Source organism: Mycobacteroides sp. H001 (assembly GCF_001440005.1).
GTDB classification, from domain to species: Bacteria; Actinomycetota; Actinomycetes; order Mycobacteriales; family Mycobacteriaceae; genus Mycobacterium; species Mycobacterium gwanakae.
In genome coordinates, this window is record NZ_LJYH01000028.1 from 121,526 (window position 1) to 137,555 (window position 16,030).

The window sequence follows — 16,030 nt, forward strand, 5'->3', positions numbered from 1 at the left end:
CGGCACGCTACCCGCCGACCGATGCCGCGCAGGCTGAAAACCTCCCTACAAGCCGGCGAGCTGCGGAAGGGTCGCGTGGGCGATGAGGAAGTAAATGATCAGGCCGGTCCCGTCAACGAGGGTGGTGATCATCGGGGCAGATACCACCGCGGGATCGACCTTCAGCTTTTGGAGCAGGGGCGGTAGCAGGGATGCCACCAGAGCCGTCCATAGAACGATGGCAAAGAGCGTCAAAGAGACGGTAATCGCGATCTCCTTGCCGACACCTAGGGTCCAGGCCCGCATGATGCCTGCGCCAGCCATCGTCAACGCAACAAGGACGCCCGTCGACAATTCGTTGAACAAAACGCGGGGCAGATCGCGGATGTGAAACTGGCCGGTGGCCATGGCGCGTATCAGACTGGTGGTGATCTGAGTTCCGGTGTTTCCGCCGGTACCGATCAGCAGCGGAATAAAGAAGGCCAACGACACCGCCGCCTCGAGCTCGTCCTCGAATGCCTTGAGCACGGTGCCGGTGTATGCCTCGGCGACGAACAACACCAGAAGCCACACAATGCGTTTGCGCCATAGATGTGCCGGCGAAGCCCGCACATAGGGCACGTCAAGAGGCTCCGAACCACCTTGCCGTTCCGCGTCTTCGGTGGCCTCTTCGATCAGGATGTCGTCGGCAGCTTCGGCGGTCAACACCCCGAGCACCTCACCCTGATCATCGACGATCGGCAACGCCAACAGGTCGTAATCGATCAGAATTCGAGCAGCGTGCTCCGCGTCGGTAAGCGGCCCCACCCGAATCGGGTCCTGACTCATGAACTGTGCGACAGTCTGATTCGGATCGGCCAGCACGAGATCATCGAAGCCGACCGCCGCTAGCAGGTGCCGATCGGCGTCGGTGACATAGATCTGGCCCGTACCACCATGAACTTTGCCGCCCCCGCAGCGGCTTTGCGCCCGCACCGATTCTTGGGCCACGGGCACCTTCAACTCGGGACCGATGGTGAACACATCCGGAATCATGTGCGCCGCTACCGATTCCGGCGGCCACTGCAACACCGCTTCGAGTGCCTCCACGTACTCCGGGCTCAGGGTCTGCAGGAGGGCCTCTCGGCGGACACCCCCCAACTGCCGCACGATGTCGGCAGCCGTGTCGTAGTCAAGGGCTTCAAAGAACGGGCCGCACCGTTCTACACCTGCAGCACGCACAACCTGAGCCGCGGCGTGGGCGTCAAGGGATCCCAGCAGTTCGGGGCCGGTCTGTTCATCCAGCAGTGAAACCAGATGCACGATTTGCTCTTTGGACATCTGGGCAACCATGCGGCTGCGCTCCGCAGTGCCGGCTAAACGAAGCCATTCCGACACCGCACGCGCGGAATTGAGCGCGCTGGCGCGAACCGGCAGCACCCCCAACACTCCGAGATCCATATTCGACTTCGACATCACGATCCTCTCTACGCCCACAGGCCCTGCAGCATCCTGACGCGCAGGGTGCTGCCAACCACCACGGATAAACGGGGGCCTCGATTAGCCGGGATTCACACCCGGTATGCCCGTACCGCGTAACGAATCCACGATCCAAAGTGGCCCGGGCGCAGACATATTGACACAGAGAACGAAACCTGGCCATCCAACCGATGCTGTGCGGTGAGCCACCCCACCCCCGGGGTCCCTGATCACCCCGAGCACCGCAACGCCGCAGGGCGGTGACGACCAGCAGTGATGGGCGTCGCGTACGTTTTCGCACATTCCTCGCGGCCGCCAACCGGTCCCCATGGAACTCCGAGGACCGAAAGTGGCCTTGCGACAAACTTCCGTAATCTGGATCGCATGCGTCTGACGACCCGCCGTGCGCTGCTCCTGGTAGCCCTGGCCGCAAGCCTTGTCGTGGCGGCCGGTGCTGCCCTCGGTTTCTACCGTTCCCACACCGCAACACCGTCGTTTCCCATCGTCGACACCACTGCGCTGTCCCCGGGGCGTGCTGCCGTCGTACAGATCCTCGGGCAGGAATACGCCGAGCAAGCGGGCATGGTGAAGTACTCAGAGGGCAACGACGAGCCCTGGTGCGCCGACTTCACCAGCTGGGTGATGCGCGCATCAGGCAAGCCGTTCGCCAACCCGAACTCCGGGCATTGGCGCATCCCGGGGGTATTGACGCTGACCGCCTACCTCAAGGAGCAGGGGCGTTACGAGACCCCCGATTACTCACCGAAGCCGGGCGACATGGTGTTGTACGACGAGCCCAGTCCGAAGGGCCAGCATGTCAACATCGTGCTGATCAATGACAACGGCACCCTGACAACCGTCGGTGGTGGCGAGGGCCGCGGAGTCGGCTTGTCGACCTACGTGGCCGCCAACGATTCGGGTATCACCGGCTACGGACGCTACGAGTAATCACCGGCCGACCGATCGCAGCACCGCGGGTGAACCAGCGCGCTGCACATGGCGCAGGAACTGCGACATCGCTGGTGAGACAACCGAGTCCGCTCGCCGGATGAACAGCGTCTCGACTCGCGCCTGCAGTGGCGGGAGCTGATGCACCCGCAGCGCTGCTGCACGCTGCGAGGCCATGACCACCGCGACCGGAAGCAACGTCACGCCCATATCGGCCGCGACACATCCGAGAATTCCCTCCAGACTTCCGAATTCAAGAACCTGCGGATCCACGTTGCCGTGATCGGCGAAGATCTCCTGCAACCTCTCGCGGTAGGCGCACCCGTTGCGGAAGACCAGCATGCGTGCCGGGGTATCGAAGACATCACGGATGTCTCCGTGGTGTTGAGCGGTGACCAGTACCAGCTCCTCCACGAAGGCCACATTCGCCGAGAGAGCGTCGTGTTCGACGGGTCCACAGACGAAGCCGCCATCGAGCCGGTGATCGTTCACCATATCGATCAGCTCGGCGGTGGTGCCTGTGGTGAGTGTGAAATCCACTCGGGGACAGTCGGCGGCATACGTGGCCAGGATGCCAGGAAGTCGCAGTCCTGCTGTGGTTTCCATGGAGCCGATGGCCAGTGTTCCGGTGGGTTCGGCCTCGTCGCCAACCACCTGGGTCGCCTCACGCAGCAGCGCCGTAATCCGCTCGGCGTAGGGCAGAAAGGCTTCCCCTGCGTTGGTCAGGGTCATGCCCCGGGCATGTCGTCGGAACAGCTCGACGCCGAGCTCGTCCTCCAGCGCTTTGATGTGGCTGCTGACGTTGGACTGCACGGTATGAAGCTGTTTGGAGGCGCGAGAGATGCCCCCGGCCTCGGCGACCGCCAGGAAGTGCGCGATGTCACTGAACTCCATATCAGGATTCCATCATGCGCTCGCCGCGGCGGGCACAGCCAGCTCACCGGTAACGTACTGCGCGTTACCGAAACCGAAAGACCAATCCTGCGGCCCATTTTCACTGATCGTCACGAAAAGGTCCGCGCCCGCCACATCGACGGCAGCCAGCCTGTCGGCCAGCTCGGCGAAGATCCGCTGCTTGGTCTCCACGGTACGGCCGGTCTGCGTGAAGATGTGCACGATCACCACACGGGACGATCGCGCGAAGCCCAGTCCCGCATCCTCTGCGATGATGTCTGCGGCCTCATGCGCCGTGATGATCTGAAATCGGTCTCGTACAGGGATTTTCAATATTTCGACCAGAGCGTCATGCACGGCGTCGGCGATGGCCCGTTGCTGATCGCGTGGCCGGTTAGAGGTTAAGTCGATACGCACTAGTGGCATGTGCTGACTCCTTGATATGCCGGGTTGATGGCGGCGGCTTGAGCCACCATGGAATGGATGATGTCTGCGGCACTCTCGATATGCCGTATCTGCCCGATGCCCTCGCCAACGATCAGATTGGCCACGCGGTAATCCTCGGCGGCCACACCGATCTGGTATTCGGATCGAGCTTGCTCGAGATGTTCAGCGAGCTCCACCTCATGGCCGTGCCATCTGTCGACAAAGCTGTTGCGCAGCACCCTGCCGCTATAGGTAGACGGCCAGTCCTTGCCACGCACAATGTCATACACGTGTTGGCGGATGGTGCTGTCACCGTCGACCTGAAGGGCGTATTGCTGGGCAACCCGGGAGATCGCCGCTTCCTGTGATGCCCAGAACCGGGTCCCGACCACCACACCGTCCGCGCCCAGCGCCAGCGCTGCCGCCAAGGTGCGGCCATCGGTCACTCCGCCCGCGGCCAGCACGAGGGCCTGAGGCGCGTTCTTCGCGACAAGGTCCACGATCTCTGGAACCAAGGTGAACGTCGATCGTTGTCCGGCCCCATGGCCACCCGCTTCTGCGCCCTGCGCGGTGATGACGTCGGCGCCCACCTCGATGGCCCGGGAAGCCTGCTCGACGTTGTGGACCTGGCAGATCAGTGGCACACCGGCGGCCCGGATACGCGCCGCATAGGGTGCGGGATCTCCGAACGACAGAAAGATCGCCGCGGGATTCTGTTCCAACACGAAATCAAGGACATGCTCGTTACCGTTAAGGGTCCAGGTGATGAAACCGCACCCGACGGCAGCGCCGGGCTGGTCGAACTGCCGGCGAACCCACACCTCGTTCGTATAGCCGCCGCCAAGCAGGCCGAGGCCACCCGCCGCGCTGACCGCACCGGCGAGGCGTGCGTCGGCGACATCATCCATCGGCGCCAGGACCACCGGATGCTCGATGCCGAAATGCCGGGTCAGCCGAGTCTTCAATGTCATGCCTCAACCGTAGGTTCGCGAGAAACCGCAGGTCCAGCGGTTTCTAACGATAGGAGCGTTCTGTTTTTCAGAACGAAATCCACATTACATACCGCGATAGGAGAATAACGGGTGCCGATACCATCAAGACGTGATCCTGCGCCAGATCGCGATCGATCGTGAAAAGCAGCCCGACGCTTGGTATTTGGAGATCCCCGCGATCGCACAGATCGCTCGAGAACCCCTGCGATTGACCACCGGCGTCACCGTCATCGTGGGCGAGAACGGCTCGGGCAAGTCCACGTTCCTCGAGGCGGTGGCTTCCTCGTGGCGCTCACGGCTGCCCTATGCCGTCAACCACTGGGGCGCGCCCGGCGGAAGCGAAGACACCGACCTGTACTGGGCCATCACCTTCGATGCCGAGCACCCGCGCCCCGGCGGAGGGTGCTTCCTGCGGGCTGAGGCAATGCACCAGCTATTCACGACGGTCGACCAGCGCACCCCGGAACAGATCTTCGAAGGCAGACTCAACGAACGCTCACATGGCGAGTCGTTTCTGGCGTTCCTCGCCGAGCGAGACATGGAGCGCGGACTGTTCATCCTCGACGAACCCGAGGCCGCGCTGTCCTTCACCTCATCCCTGCAACTGATGGCAATGCTGGACGCCGTGGTCGCCACCGGATCTCAGGTCATCATGGCCACCCACTCCCCCGTACTCGCGGCCTTCCCGGGCGCCACCATTCTGGAATTCGGCGAAGACGGTGTGCAGCAAAGCGATTGGAACGACCTGGAGATGGTGGGGCACTGGCAGCGCTTCCTCACCGACCCACGCGCGTATCTACGACACTTGTTCCAGGCCGAATGATGGAGCGAGACATGCGGTGTGCCGTCGTCGGCTCGGTGGCCGCGATGGGCTTCTGCCCCATCGCCGCTGCGCTGACCGCCGTGGTCTATCGGTTTCCGGCATTCATGGTCGGTTACGTCAGCGGTCTCAGCGCGGTCTGGCCCGCGATGTTCAGTGCCATCTTCTACCTGGTGTTCGGGGGGTTCGCTGTCATGGGCGGTCTGGGTGCTGCCGCAGGAATCGCAGTAGAAAGACTGTGCCGCGAACGAGCCATCACGTACACAATCAGCGCTTCGTTCGTCATCGCCCTACTGGGGGCGTTCTCGCTGGCCCTGCTGGAGTACGTCGTCGGGCCCTGGTTAGCGGCCGGCCTGCGCCGCCATCCGGCGGATCAGACCCTCCAGGATCGCCGCGGCCTCGGCAAGGGTGCGCTGCTCATCTGGCGGCAACGTGCTCAACCACGGATCCAGCACACTCTGCCGCTCGGCGCGCATGGCGACCAAGGCATCGCGTCCGACCGTGGTCAGCTTGATCCGCTGAGCCCGCTTGTCCGTGGGGTCGACGCGCCGCTCGACGTACCCGACGTCCTGCAACCGCTTCAACTGCACGGTCATTGTCGGCTGGCTGCAGTGGTCGGCCTGCGCCAAATCGGAGATCCGCGCGTCCTCCATCTCACCGACGAGGGCCAGCAGCCGTGCCTGGCCGGTGGGTACCGGCAACTCTGCCTGGCTGGACACCCAGCGGTTCAGCCGCGCGATCACGGTAAGGACGTCGGCGGTGAGGCCATCGGTGGTGGACACCAGATCAATTTTACGTAGCATCTCTATGCAAGGGGATTTCGATGGACAAATAGCGGACCAACGCTCCCGTCCGCGGCTTTGGCTCCCGTAATCGCAGCTCGATAGGCTGGGGGTCATGCGAGTCACCAGTGTCGGCCACGCCGGGTTCTTTATCGAGACGGCGGCGGGCAGCATCCTCTGCGACCCCTGGGTCAACCCTGCGTACTTCGCCTCCTGGTTTCCCTACCCCGACAACAGCACCCTGGACTGGGACCGGCTGGGGAACTGCGACTACCTCTACGTCTCGCATCTACACAAGGACCACTACGACCCGCAGAACCTGACCGATCATGTCAACAAGGACGCAGTGGTGCTGCTGCCCGACTATCCGGTGCCGGATCTGAAGCGCGAACTGGAGGGGTTGGGGTTCCACACCTTCGTGGAGACCGAGGACTCCGTCAAGCATCGGGTCAGCGGCCCCAAGGGTGACTTGGACGTCATGATCATCGCGCTGCGCGCTCCGGCCGACGGACCCATCGGCGACTCCGGCCTCGTGGTATCCGACGGCACCACAACGGCTTTCAATATGAACGACGCCCGCCCCGTCGATCTTGATGTGTTGGCCGAAGAGTTCGGGCACATCGACGTGCACATGCTGCAGTACTCGGGCGCCATCTGGTACCCAATGGTCTACGACATGCCTGCCCGCGCCAAGGAAGCCTTTGGCACCCAGAAGCGGCAGCGCCAAATGGATCGATGCCGTCAATACATCGCGCAGGTAGGAGCCACCTGGGTCATCCCGTCCGCTGGACCACCGTGTTTCCTGGATGCCGAGCTACGTGACCTGAACGACGACCACGGCGACCCGGCGAACATCTTCCCTGACCAGCTGGTGTTCCTGGACCAGATGCGCCAGCACGGCCACAACAAGGGCCTGCTGATGATTCCCGGCACGGTCGCTGATTTCACTGCCTCCGAATTGAATTCGCTGACGCACCCCGTCCCCGACGAGGAGGCCGAGGCGATTTTCGGCACAGGCAAGGCCGCGTACATCGAGGACTACGCGCAGCGGATGGCTCCGGTGCTTGCCGCCGAGAAGGCCGCCTGGGCACCCGCCGCCGGCGAGCCACTGTTGGAGCCATTGCGTGCCAAATTCGAGCCGATCATGGCGCAGACCGATCAGATCTGCGATGGCATCGGCTATCCGGTGGAGCTGCGTCTCGGTAGCGAAACCGTCGTCCTGGATTTTCCGAAACGGATTGTCCGCGAGCCTATTCCCAACGAGAAGTACCGCTACGGCTTCGGGATCGCACCGGAGCTGGTGCGCACGGTGCTGCGCGACGACGAGCCGGACTGGGTGAACACCATCTTCTTGTCGACCCGTTTCACCGCGTGGCGCGTGGGTGGCTACAACGAGTACCTGTACACGTTCTTCAAATGCCTCACGAATGAGCGCATCGCGTACGCGGACGGCTGGTTTGCCGAGGCCCACGACGACAGCGCATCCATCACACTGGATGGCTGGGAGATTCAGCGACGCTGCCCGCACCTCAAGGCAGATCTGTCGAAATTCGGTGTGGTAGAAGGAAACAAGCTCACCTGCAACCTGCACGGCTGGGACTGGAACCTGGAGACCGGGCGCTGCCTGACCTCCAAGGGGCATGAGCTGCGCTCCAGAAAGCTCGGCTAGACCGGTACCAACTCGAACATCGGGATCACTCGCTCGATGCGCGCCTGGTAATCACCGAAGAATGCGTACCTGGCCACCAGCACCGGGAAAAGTTCCTCGCGCTCTCCGGAATTCAGCTCGCGCACAACGGCGTCGTAGCTGTCCGGAACCACCTCGACGGTCACGGTGGGATGAGTGCGCACATTGAAAATCCACGATGGCGGCTTCTGCTGTCCGCCGTTGGATCCCACAATGAACCTGCGACCCTCGTGCTCGAAGTAACCCAGCGGAGTCAACCGTTCGATTCCCGTCCTCGCGCCGATGATCGTCAGGATGAGAACCGGCATCTCATCATCGGGCACGCCGGGCAGCTTGCCGCCGTTCTCGCGGAGCAGCCTGATCATCCGGCTATTGTGCTTCTGCACACCGTTCTCTGAAAGCTCCCGGTAGGTATCCGAGGTCACGCCTTCGGTCATGTCTCGACGCTAGCGCGAACTCGGGGCCGCACACCCTGTCCGTCCCGCCTAGTGGACGCTACGAACCCGCTGCCGTAGCTCCGACGCCTCGCCGGACGCGGTGCTATACACGCGGACCACGGCCTCATCCCCCGCCTGTAGATACGTGGATTCACCCAGCGGCGTGTACTTAGTCGCCCCGATACCGATCAGCACATGTGTGGGATGCCCGGCGGCCACCATGAGCGCGCCCACATCCTCTAACGGCGTATCGGCGGAACCCTTTTGGTTATCCAGGCGCTCGGTGATCCAGTCCAGCAGCACCTCGCCGTAGTAGGAGTACCCAAGCAGCGGGCTGTCCACGCCGTACTCGTGCTCCTGCCCGTCCGAGGTGTGCAGGTGACAGTTCAGTCGCAGGGTGGCCGTTGGGCCGTCGGGAGTGAGGTCGCTGACCTCAAAGAACTGTTGCGCAACGCCTTTGGACGCTGAACCCCAGTTTTTCTTGTAACTGATTTTGGGAGCGTTGGGTCGCCGGATCGAGCAGTCATTGAAGGCACCCAGCGCGAACGGCTCCAACGACGCCACAACATCGCCGCGCCAATGCACGCGGCAGGCCAGGCCCACTTCGGGTTCTATCTGCAGGTTCAGTGGAGTGTCGCTGTCGGGCAGCACCGTCTCGTCGTGCGAGAGGGGGAACTGGCCCAGGAACCCGTCGTCACCGGGTACGTACCACGGAAATATCCCCTTGGGTGCCACACCGTTTGAGGCGACATTCACGAAATCAGCTGATTCCCCGGCCTGTTCGAGGTGTCCGGCGAAGTTCCCGGCGACTCCGAAACCGAACCAGCTACGCAGCTCGTCCAGCTCGATGTCGAACATCTTGCTCATTTGGGCTCCAGCACTTCGGTTCCGACGAAGGGCACCAAGGCCGCCGGTACCCGAACGCTGCCGTCGGGTAGCTGGTGGTTCTCCAGGATTGCCACCAACCACCGGGTGGTGGCCAATGTGCCGTTGAGCGTCGCGGCGGTCTGGGGCTTACCGTTCTCGTCGCGGTACCGCACCGCCAGCCGACGCGCCTGGAAGGTGGTGCAGTTGGAGGTGGAGGTCAGCTCTCGGTAGGCCTGTTGCGTCGGCACCCACGCCTCGCAGTCGAACTTGCGGGCGGCCGATGAACCCAAATCACCTGCGGCAACATCGATAACGCGGTACGGCACGTCGATGTGGGCCAGCATCTGCCGTTCCCAGCCCAGGATCTTGCCATGCTCCGCCTCGGCGTCCTCGGGCTTGCAGTAGACGAAGGCCTCCACCTTGTCGAACTGGTGCACCCGGATGATGCCGCGAGTGTCCTTGCCATAGCTACCAGCCTCACGCCGGAAACAACTGGACCATCCGGCGTACCGCAGCGGCCCCTCGTTCAGGTCGAGTATCTCGCCGGAGTGATACCCGGCGATCGGCACCTCCGAGGTGCCCACCAGATACAGGTCGTCCTCCTCGAGGTGATACACCTCGTCGGCGTGGGCGCCTAAAAAGCCTGTACCGCCCATGATTTCGGGCTTCACCAGTACGGGCGGAATCAGCAGGGTAAAGCCGTTGGCCACTGCGGTCTGCACGGCCAGCTGCAGCAGACCGAGTTGCAACAGCGCTCCGTAGCCGGTGAGAAAGTAGAACCGGGCACCGGAGACCTTTGCGCCGCGTTCCATATCGAACAGGCCCAGCGATTCACCCAATTCCACGTGGTCCCTGGGGTTTTCGATGGCAGTCGGCTCCCCCACCAGCTCGCGCACCACGAAGTCCTGCTCACCCCCGGCCGGTACGCCGTCGATCACTACATTGCTGATCGCCTTGTGCGCCTCGGTGAACGCGGCCTCGGCGACTACCTGCTCGGCCTCGGCGGCCTTGACTTGTGTGGCAAGTTCAGACGCCGCTGCCAACAGCGCGGGGCGCTCCTCGGGCGTCGCCTGGCCCACCTTCTTGCTTGCCGTCTTCTGCTCGGCACGCAGGGTGTCACCGGTCGACACCGCTGCCCGCCGTGCCGTATCGGCGTCGAGCAGCACGTCAACGAGCGCCGGGTCCTCGCCTCGCAGACGCTGCGAGGCACGCACCGCGTCGGGGTTTTCGCGCAGGAATTTGAGGTCGATCACCCGCTGAACACTACTGGGGCTAGTTTCCGCACCTGCGCTTCAGCCCAGCGCTGAGCCATCGGCTCGGACAATCGTCTCGACCTGGGCACGCAACCCCACCAGCTCGTCGCGCTCCGCGGGCGAGTACTCGCGCGCTACTTCGTCAAGCACACACACCGTTCCGACGACCTCACCGGCCGAGTTGTGAACGGGAAGCCCCAAATAGTTGGTGAGGCCGAACTCGATTTCGTCCTCGTTGCCCGCGAAAAGCTCGTCGACACGCGAGTCACGCACAAAAACCTCGTCACCGGAGTTCACTACCCGCTCGCAGTACAGAGGGACCCTGCTCTGGTCGTCGCCCGCTTTCTTGCCAACTGATCCCACCGTGTAATGCTCGGCCGCCTCGCCGGCCGTGGCGGCGACAGCCATCGCACCGGGTTCAGAACGCATGACCAGCACCGATCGAACACCTAATAAGCGCGCTATCTCGTCGAGCCGCGGTGCCAGGGCAGCGAGTTGGGGGGTGGTCTCGGCAGATGCCACGCAGCAACGCTCGCCTACAGCCGCGACCACGGCGAGGGTTGCATTCACCGTGAATCGACATACGGCCTACACGCCGAACAGACTCAGATACTCGTCCTTGCCGAACATCCGCGCCGCATCGAGCGCGGACGGGGTCCCGGCGGTGGGATCTGCACCCGCCTTGACCAGGATCTCGACGATGTCGTCGGAGCCCTTGAAGACTGCGCCGGCCAGCGGCGTCTGGCCCTTGTCATTGGCACGATTGACGTCCGCACCGCGCGCGATCAACGACCGAACCGTGGACGCATTCCCGTGATAGGCAGCCAGCATGACCAGAGTGTCACCTGCCTGGTTCGTCAGGTCCACCGGCGCCCCGGAGTCCAGGTAGGCGGCCAGGGTGGACGCGTTGCCCTCCCGGGCCATATCGAACAGTTCGTGGGCCAGCGCGGCGACCTGCTCGGCAACGCGGGCCTGATGCTCGGCTTCCTCCGCGGGAGAGTCCCCGGCCTCGCCGGCGTCATCACGGTCAGGTTCCATCGTTGTCACAGAGTTCAATCTAGCTGCGCATGCGGACAGCATCGCTGGGCTAACCCGCACCGCCACCTGTAACAATGGCTGCAGTATGAGCGACGAAGCCGAACCCACGAAGGTCGAGCGGGACGAGTCCGCCCCGGACGAGTCCCCTAACGACGAGGTGGGCACCGAGACATCCGCAGACTCCGAAGCCGAGTCCGCGGCTGCTGCCGTGCCACCGGCGGAGGCCGAGCAGGCCCCAGAGACCCCGGCCACCTCGGACTCCGACGGCACCGAATCGGTGGCCCCCGACGAAGCTCCGCAGACGGAAGTCCTGGACTACCCCGAGAACGCGCCTGGGGACGACGACGTCGCAGACGAGCCCGCGGCCCTCGACGAGGGCGACTCCCCATCGGACAAACCGCACTGGTGGGAGGGCTTGAAAGAGGGACTCAAGGAACGGTCCACACATCGTGCCCTGCTGCTCGTCACCTTCGGCGGATTGTTCATCGCCGGTCTCACCCAGGCACTGCCGGACGGCTGGACCTCGGCGGACCGCTTGGTCAACAGGATCGACTCCAACCCGGTGCCGAGCACCGGCGCCCCGGGCAACAGCACCTTCAACTCGGCGAAGGCCGGCGACTGCCTCAGCTGGTCGGCGCCCACCTCGATGGCCGATGTCCGCACCGTTGACTGCGGGAGCGATCACCGCTTCGAGGTCGCTGAGTCCATTGACCTGCGCACCTTCCCCGGCACCGAGTACGGGCCGGATTCACAGCCACCCAGCATGGTGCGCATCCAGGAGATCAGTCAGGAACAGTGCCAGGTCGCCATCAACCGTTACCTGGGAGATCGCTACGACCCGAACAGCCGATTCACCATGGGCATGCTGTATCCCGACAAGAAGGGCTGGTCCGAAGCGGGTGAACGGCGCGTGCTCTGTGGTCTGCAGCTCCCCGGTTCCGACAACCAGCAACAGCTGTTCCGCGGCAAGGTGGCCGAGCAGGACCAGTCCAAGGTCTGGCCGGTAGGGACCTGCGTCGGTATCGACTCCACGACGAACCTGCCCACCGAGCTGCCGGTCGACTGCGACAGAGCTCATGCCATGGAGATCACCGGAACGGTGAGCCTGGCAGAGCAGTTCCCGGGTGCGGTGCCGCCAGAGCCTGACCAGGACGCGTTCATCAAGGACAACTGCAACCGTCTGACCAATGAGTACATGGGCAATCCCGACGGATTCCGCGCCACCACGCTGACGCTGTCGTACAACACCATCACCCTGCCGAGCTGGACGGCCGGCAGCCGTCAGGTCAGCTGCAACATCGGGTCCACCCTCGGTAACGGTGCCTGGTCGACTCTGGTCAACAGCGCCAAGAGTGGGCAGCTGCTCATCAACGGGCAGCCGCCGGTGCCGCCGCCGGACATCCCGGCGGACCGGCTGAACTTGCCGCCGATCCCGCTGTCCACCACTCCTGCGCCTACCCAGCAGCCGACTCAGCAACCCACCTACACGCAGCAGCCGACGTATACGCAGCAGCCAACCCGCACCCAACAACCGACTCAGCAGACGACACAGCAGCCGACTCGGACCTCTGCGCCGCCGACGTCTTCGGTAGCGCCGAATCCCAGCAACCCTCCGGGCAACACGATCGTGACCACGCTGCCTCCTGGTGCGGGTCCGCCTCCGCCGCCCGCGGGCCCGCCGATGGACGGACCGCCCATGGAGGGGCCGCCGATGGAGGGGCAGCCACCGGGCCAGGCGCCTCCGGGCGCTCCCCCACCCGGACCGGCCTAGCTCTATGCGAGCCCTCAACGCCTGATGGCCGTCCAGATGAGCGAACAACGGTTCGAGGAACTTGTTTCCGACGCCTTGGACGCTGTGCCGCCGAAGCTCGCCGCCGCACTCGACAACGTGGTGGTGTTGGTCCAGGACCGCAATCCGGAGGACCCCGAGCTACTCGGGCTGTACGAGGGAATCGCACTGACCGAGCGCGACAGCTTCTACGCCGGCGCGCTGCCGGACACCATCACGATCTACCGCGAGCCGCTGCTCGAGATGTGTTCCAGCGAACATGAGGTAGTGGACGAGGTGACAATCACCGTGATCCACGAGATCGCTCATCATTTCGGTATCGACGATGAGCGGCTACACCAGCTGGGCTGGGGCTGACGAGACGTCTGAGGTTTGTCGAAAAAAATCTAAAAATCTTGGAGAATGACGGAACCGAACAGAGGGATCCGCCGTCCATCTTATGAAGGGCAAAACTGCCTTTAAGACCACGTTAGACGAGTGGGGGAAAGGGGACAGAAGATGGCTGACGTACCAGCGCCGGCCCAGCGTGAGGAGATCCGTTGGGACCTGGCCAACCAGCCGGGAACTGTTCTGCAGGTCGATCCGGATGTCATGAAGGATGCCGCTGTCGAGTACGACGCGATGGCGCAGCGACTACAGGAAGCTCTCGACAAACAACTCGAGGCCACGAAGTTCGGTTCGGCCGGTCGCGATGAGGTGTCCACCGCGGTGGCCAATGCCTCCGCGAAGACCCACGAGAACTTCGAGAAGGTCGCCAAGGACGGCATCGAGCAGCTCAAGCGCATTGCCGAGGCGTTCCGGCGCAACTCGCAGGCGTTCGTCGATCTCGAACGACACAACGCCGCCCGTATCAATGGCGTGGGGGAATAAGTCATGACCGGATTCACTGGCGTCAACTGGGTGGCCCGCAAGGCCAAGAAGCTGGCCCTGGACCTGGCCACGGGTGCCGGACCGACGCATGTCGTCGACAGTGCCCTGGCCTGGCAGGAGATCAGTGCCGTGTTCGCCGAGGTGCACGAGAACAGCCTGGGTGTCGGCGAGAAGCTGATGGAGGGGTACCGCGGCCCCCGCGCCGAGGAGGCGCTGACCAAGCTCACCCCGTTCACCGAGTGGCTGGACAAGATGGCCGGACTGACCCAGGAGGTCAGCGACACCGCCAACACGTACGCCGAGTCGTACAGCACGGCGGTTCTGGACATGCCGCACATCAACGACCTGGCTCAGCTTGAGAAGGCCAAGGCCGAGGCGTTGTCCGCGGGTGGGGCACTCTTCGGGCTGCACGCCACCACCGAGGGCATGGAGCAGGGCCTGGATCTGCGGGCGGCCAAAGCGATGGAGACCTACGAGTCGGCCAGCGAGCCCGCAGCCAAGGTCGTGGAGTTCCCGCCGGCCCCCGAGGTCATCAAGTACCCCGAAGAGAAGTCGGAAGCAAACAGCGGCAACACCGGCGTCAGCGCTGCCGGTTTCGGTATGTCCGAGATGGGCCCGAGCCCGCTGAGCCCCGACTCGGTGCCCGGTGTGCAGAGCGCCCGCGCGGCCGCCATCTCGATGACCGCCAATGCGGCCTCCGCAGGCGGCTCCGGTATGGGTATGGGCGGAATGGGTGCGCCGATGGCCGGCATGATGGCCGGCGGTGCGCTCGCCGCGAGTGCAGGCAAGGGCATCAAGGTGGGGAACGCCGGCACCAAAAAGGATGAGGACGAGGACGACAAGGACCTCACCGCCATCGGTGCCACCGGCGTCTTCATGGGCGACGAGAGCAAGCCGGTCGAGTTGCCGGACATCCTGACCACCAAGCCGGCCAGCGACAAGGTCGCCGACTTCGAAAACGTCGACGCCTCAGCGCTGTTCGAGCGCGGTGGCTCCAAGGGCGCGGTCGCGCCGCCGGTCCTCGGTGCGAGCGCGGAGCTGTGACCGTCCGCCTGGACTTCGACGAACTGGAACTGACCCGCGAGATCACCGGCAACGACCTCTTGCCGGTCGTGCTGGCCGCTGGTCCGCGCCACGAAGACGAAGCCGAACATCGAGACGCTCTGGAGGGCGCGCGCGCCCGGCTGAAGGAACGCAACCTGCTCAAGGGCGAGGACCTTCACCCGACTCTGCGGGACATGCTGACTTCGGCCAGCAAGGCCACCGGTCAGGTAGCGGTGCGCCGCTGGGCCGGATCACAGATGCTGCGCCTGTGCCTGGTGGAGCACGGCGAGGCGTACGTGCTGCTGGTCAACGATGGCGAGGGTGTGGCCATGCGTTCGGTCACCGGGTCACTCGGCGCCGAACTGTGGCGGTACCTGGGTGACGCCACACCACTGAAGTTCGGGTCGATCAACGCGCCCGCCGAGCAGCTGGCGCTGGCCCTTAACGCCGAAGCCGCCGAAATGGCCCGGCGCCTCATCGCGCTCGGCGCCACCAAAGCCGACGCGGTAGCCGTGGCCAAGGCAATGGCTCGTCGCGGCGCGATGACCGAGATCACCGCGATTCGTCGCGTAGACGGTGTCACCGATCGCGCGCCCGGCGGAGTTGCCGTGTACGACACAGCATTTGGCCGGATCATGGCCACGCCGAGCACCTCGGCTGACGGCGCGCTGTGGGCAACTCTTACGCCCGCCACCCCGCAGCGGATGTCCCACGCGCTCAAGAGCCTTGGGCTCGAATAAAACTGC

The 16,030-nt window shown here is 64.1% G+C and carries 18 protein-coding genes; 8 read left to right on the forward strand and 10 right to left on the reverse strand.

The annotated features are described in order from the left end of the window. Window positions 1-45: 45 nt before the first annotated feature. Window positions 46-1,434, reverse strand: a complete 1,389-nt coding sequence (gene mgtE / locus AOT83_RS11270) for a magnesium transporter (RefSeq protein ID WP_234797727.1) — start codon at window positions 1,432-1,434, stop codon at window positions 46-48. 387 nt (window positions 1,435-1,821) lie between these two features. On the opposite strand from mgtE, the gene AOT83_RS11275 reads away from it, so the two are divergent. Beyond that, window positions 1,822-2,385: a CHAP domain-containing protein gene (locus tag AOT83_RS11275; RefSeq protein WP_030096124.1), complete on the forward strand. Its 564-nt coding sequence runs from the start codon at window positions 1,822-1,824 to the stop codon at window positions 2,383-2,385. Here AOT83_RS11275 and AOT83_RS11280 read toward each other — a convergent pair whose 3' ends face one another. The 3 genes from AOT83_RS11280 to AOT83_RS11290 are packed head-to-tail and all read right to left on the reverse strand — an operon-like array spanning window position 2,386 to window position 4,676. Next, window positions 2,386-3,279, reverse strand: a complete 894-nt coding sequence (locus tag AOT83_RS11280; RefSeq protein WP_057965362.1) for a LysR family transcriptional regulator — start codon at window positions 3,277-3,279, stop codon at window positions 2,386-2,388. 12 nt (window positions 3,280-3,291) lie between these two features. Beyond that, window positions 3,292-3,705: a tautomerase family protein gene (locus tag AOT83_RS11285; protein ID WP_057965363.1), complete on the reverse strand. Its 414-nt coding sequence runs from the start codon at window positions 3,703-3,705 to the stop codon at window positions 3,292-3,294. Continuing rightward, window positions 3,696-4,676 carry a nitronate monooxygenase gene (locus AOT83_RS11290; RefSeq protein WP_057965364.1) on the reverse strand — a complete coding sequence of 327 codons (981 nt, stop codon included), beginning with the start codon at window positions 4,674-4,676 and terminating at the stop codon, window positions 3,696-3,698. The genes AOT83_RS11285 and AOT83_RS11290 overlap by 10 nt, the downstream gene beginning before the upstream one ends. Window positions 4,677-4,806: 130 nt before the next feature. Between AOT83_RS11290 and AOT83_RS11295 the strand changes: the two genes are divergently transcribed. Next, entirely contained in the window at window positions 4,807-5,520 is a 714-nt protein-coding gene (locus AOT83_RS11295) for an AAA family ATPase (RefSeq protein WP_057965365.1), read from the forward strand. A gap of 338 nt (window positions 5,521-5,858) precedes the next feature. Here AOT83_RS11295 and AOT83_RS26810 read toward each other — a convergent pair whose 3' ends face one another. Then, window positions 5,859-6,299 carry a MarR family winged helix-turn-helix transcriptional regulator gene (locus tag AOT83_RS26810; RefSeq protein ID WP_081343819.1) on the reverse strand — a complete coding sequence of 147 codons (441 nt, stop codon included), beginning with the start codon at window positions 6,297-6,299 and terminating at the stop codon, window positions 5,859-5,861. 115 nt (window positions 6,300-6,414) lie between these two features. On the opposite strand from AOT83_RS26810, the gene AOT83_RS11305 reads away from it, so the two are divergent. Beyond that, entirely contained in the window at window positions 6,415-7,968 is a 1,554-nt protein-coding gene (locus AOT83_RS11305; RefSeq protein ID WP_057965367.1) for an MBL fold metallo-hydrolase, read from the forward strand. Here the strand turns inward: AOT83_RS11305 and AOT83_RS11310 are convergent. From AOT83_RS11310 to AOT83_RS11330, 5 genes are all read right to left on the reverse strand, one after another. Then, entirely contained in the window at window positions 7,965-8,423 is a 459-nt protein-coding gene (locus AOT83_RS11310; RefSeq protein ID WP_057965368.1) for a nitroreductase/quinone reductase family protein, read from the reverse strand. The genes AOT83_RS11305 and AOT83_RS11310 overlap by 4 nt on opposite strands. A 48-nt stretch (window positions 8,424-8,471) precedes the next feature. Next, a complete protein-coding gene (locus AOT83_RS11315) occupies window positions 8,472-9,281 on the reverse strand; it encodes a DUF5718 family protein (RefSeq protein WP_057965418.1) in 810 nt (269 codons plus the stop codon). A 5-nt stretch (window positions 9,282-9,286) separates the two neighbouring features. After that, the gene (gene serS / locus AOT83_RS11320) at window positions 9,287-10,543 is read right to left on the reverse strand and encodes a serine--tRNA ligase (RefSeq protein ID WP_030096134.1); all 1,257 of its coding nucleotides are present in this window, start codon (window positions 10,541-10,543) and stop codon (window positions 9,287-9,289) included. Between the two features lie 39 nt (window positions 10,544-10,582). After that, on the reverse strand, window positions 10,583-11,065 hold the full coding sequence (locus tag AOT83_RS11325) for a GAF domain-containing protein (RefSeq protein WP_057965369.1): 483 nt from the start codon (window positions 11,063-11,065) through the stop codon (window positions 10,583-10,585). 66 nt (window positions 11,066-11,131) lie between these two features. Beyond that, on the reverse strand, window positions 11,132-11,581 hold the full coding sequence (locus tag AOT83_RS11330; protein ID WP_078344475.1) for an ankyrin repeat domain-containing protein: 450 nt from the start codon (window positions 11,579-11,581) through the stop codon (window positions 11,132-11,134). 85 nt (window positions 11,582-11,666) lie between these two features. On the opposite strand from AOT83_RS11330, the gene AOT83_RS11335 reads away from it, so the two are divergent. From AOT83_RS11335 to AOT83_RS11355, 5 genes are all read left to right on the forward strand, one after another. Further along, window positions 11,667-13,352, forward strand: coding sequence for a septum formation family protein (locus AOT83_RS11335; RefSeq protein ID WP_057965370.1), 1,686 nt, complete (start codon window positions 11,667-11,669; stop codon window positions 13,350-13,352). A gap of 24 nt (window positions 13,353-13,376) precedes the next feature. Continuing rightward, window positions 13,377-13,727, forward strand: a complete 351-nt coding sequence (locus AOT83_RS11340) for a metallopeptidase family protein (protein ID WP_057965371.1) — start codon at window positions 13,377-13,379, stop codon at window positions 13,725-13,727. Between the two features lie 141 nt (window positions 13,728-13,868). Further along, window positions 13,869-14,240, forward strand: coding sequence for a PE family protein (locus AOT83_RS11345; RefSeq protein ID WP_057965372.1), 372 nt, complete (start codon window positions 13,869-13,871; stop codon window positions 14,238-14,240). A 3-nt stretch (window positions 14,241-14,243) separates the two neighbouring features. After that, a complete protein-coding gene (locus AOT83_RS11350; protein ID WP_057965373.1) occupies window positions 14,244-15,284 on the forward strand; it encodes a PPE domain-containing protein in 1,041 nt (346 codons plus the stop codon). Further along, window positions 15,281-16,024 (forward strand): ESX secretion-associated protein EspG, encoded by a 744-nt coding sequence (locus AOT83_RS11355; RefSeq protein WP_057965374.1) that lies wholly within the window; start codon window positions 15,281-15,283, stop codon window positions 16,022-16,024. Before AOT83_RS11350 ends, AOT83_RS11355 begins: the two co-directional genes overlap by 4 nt. Window positions 16,025-16,030 lie beyond the last annotated feature (6 nt).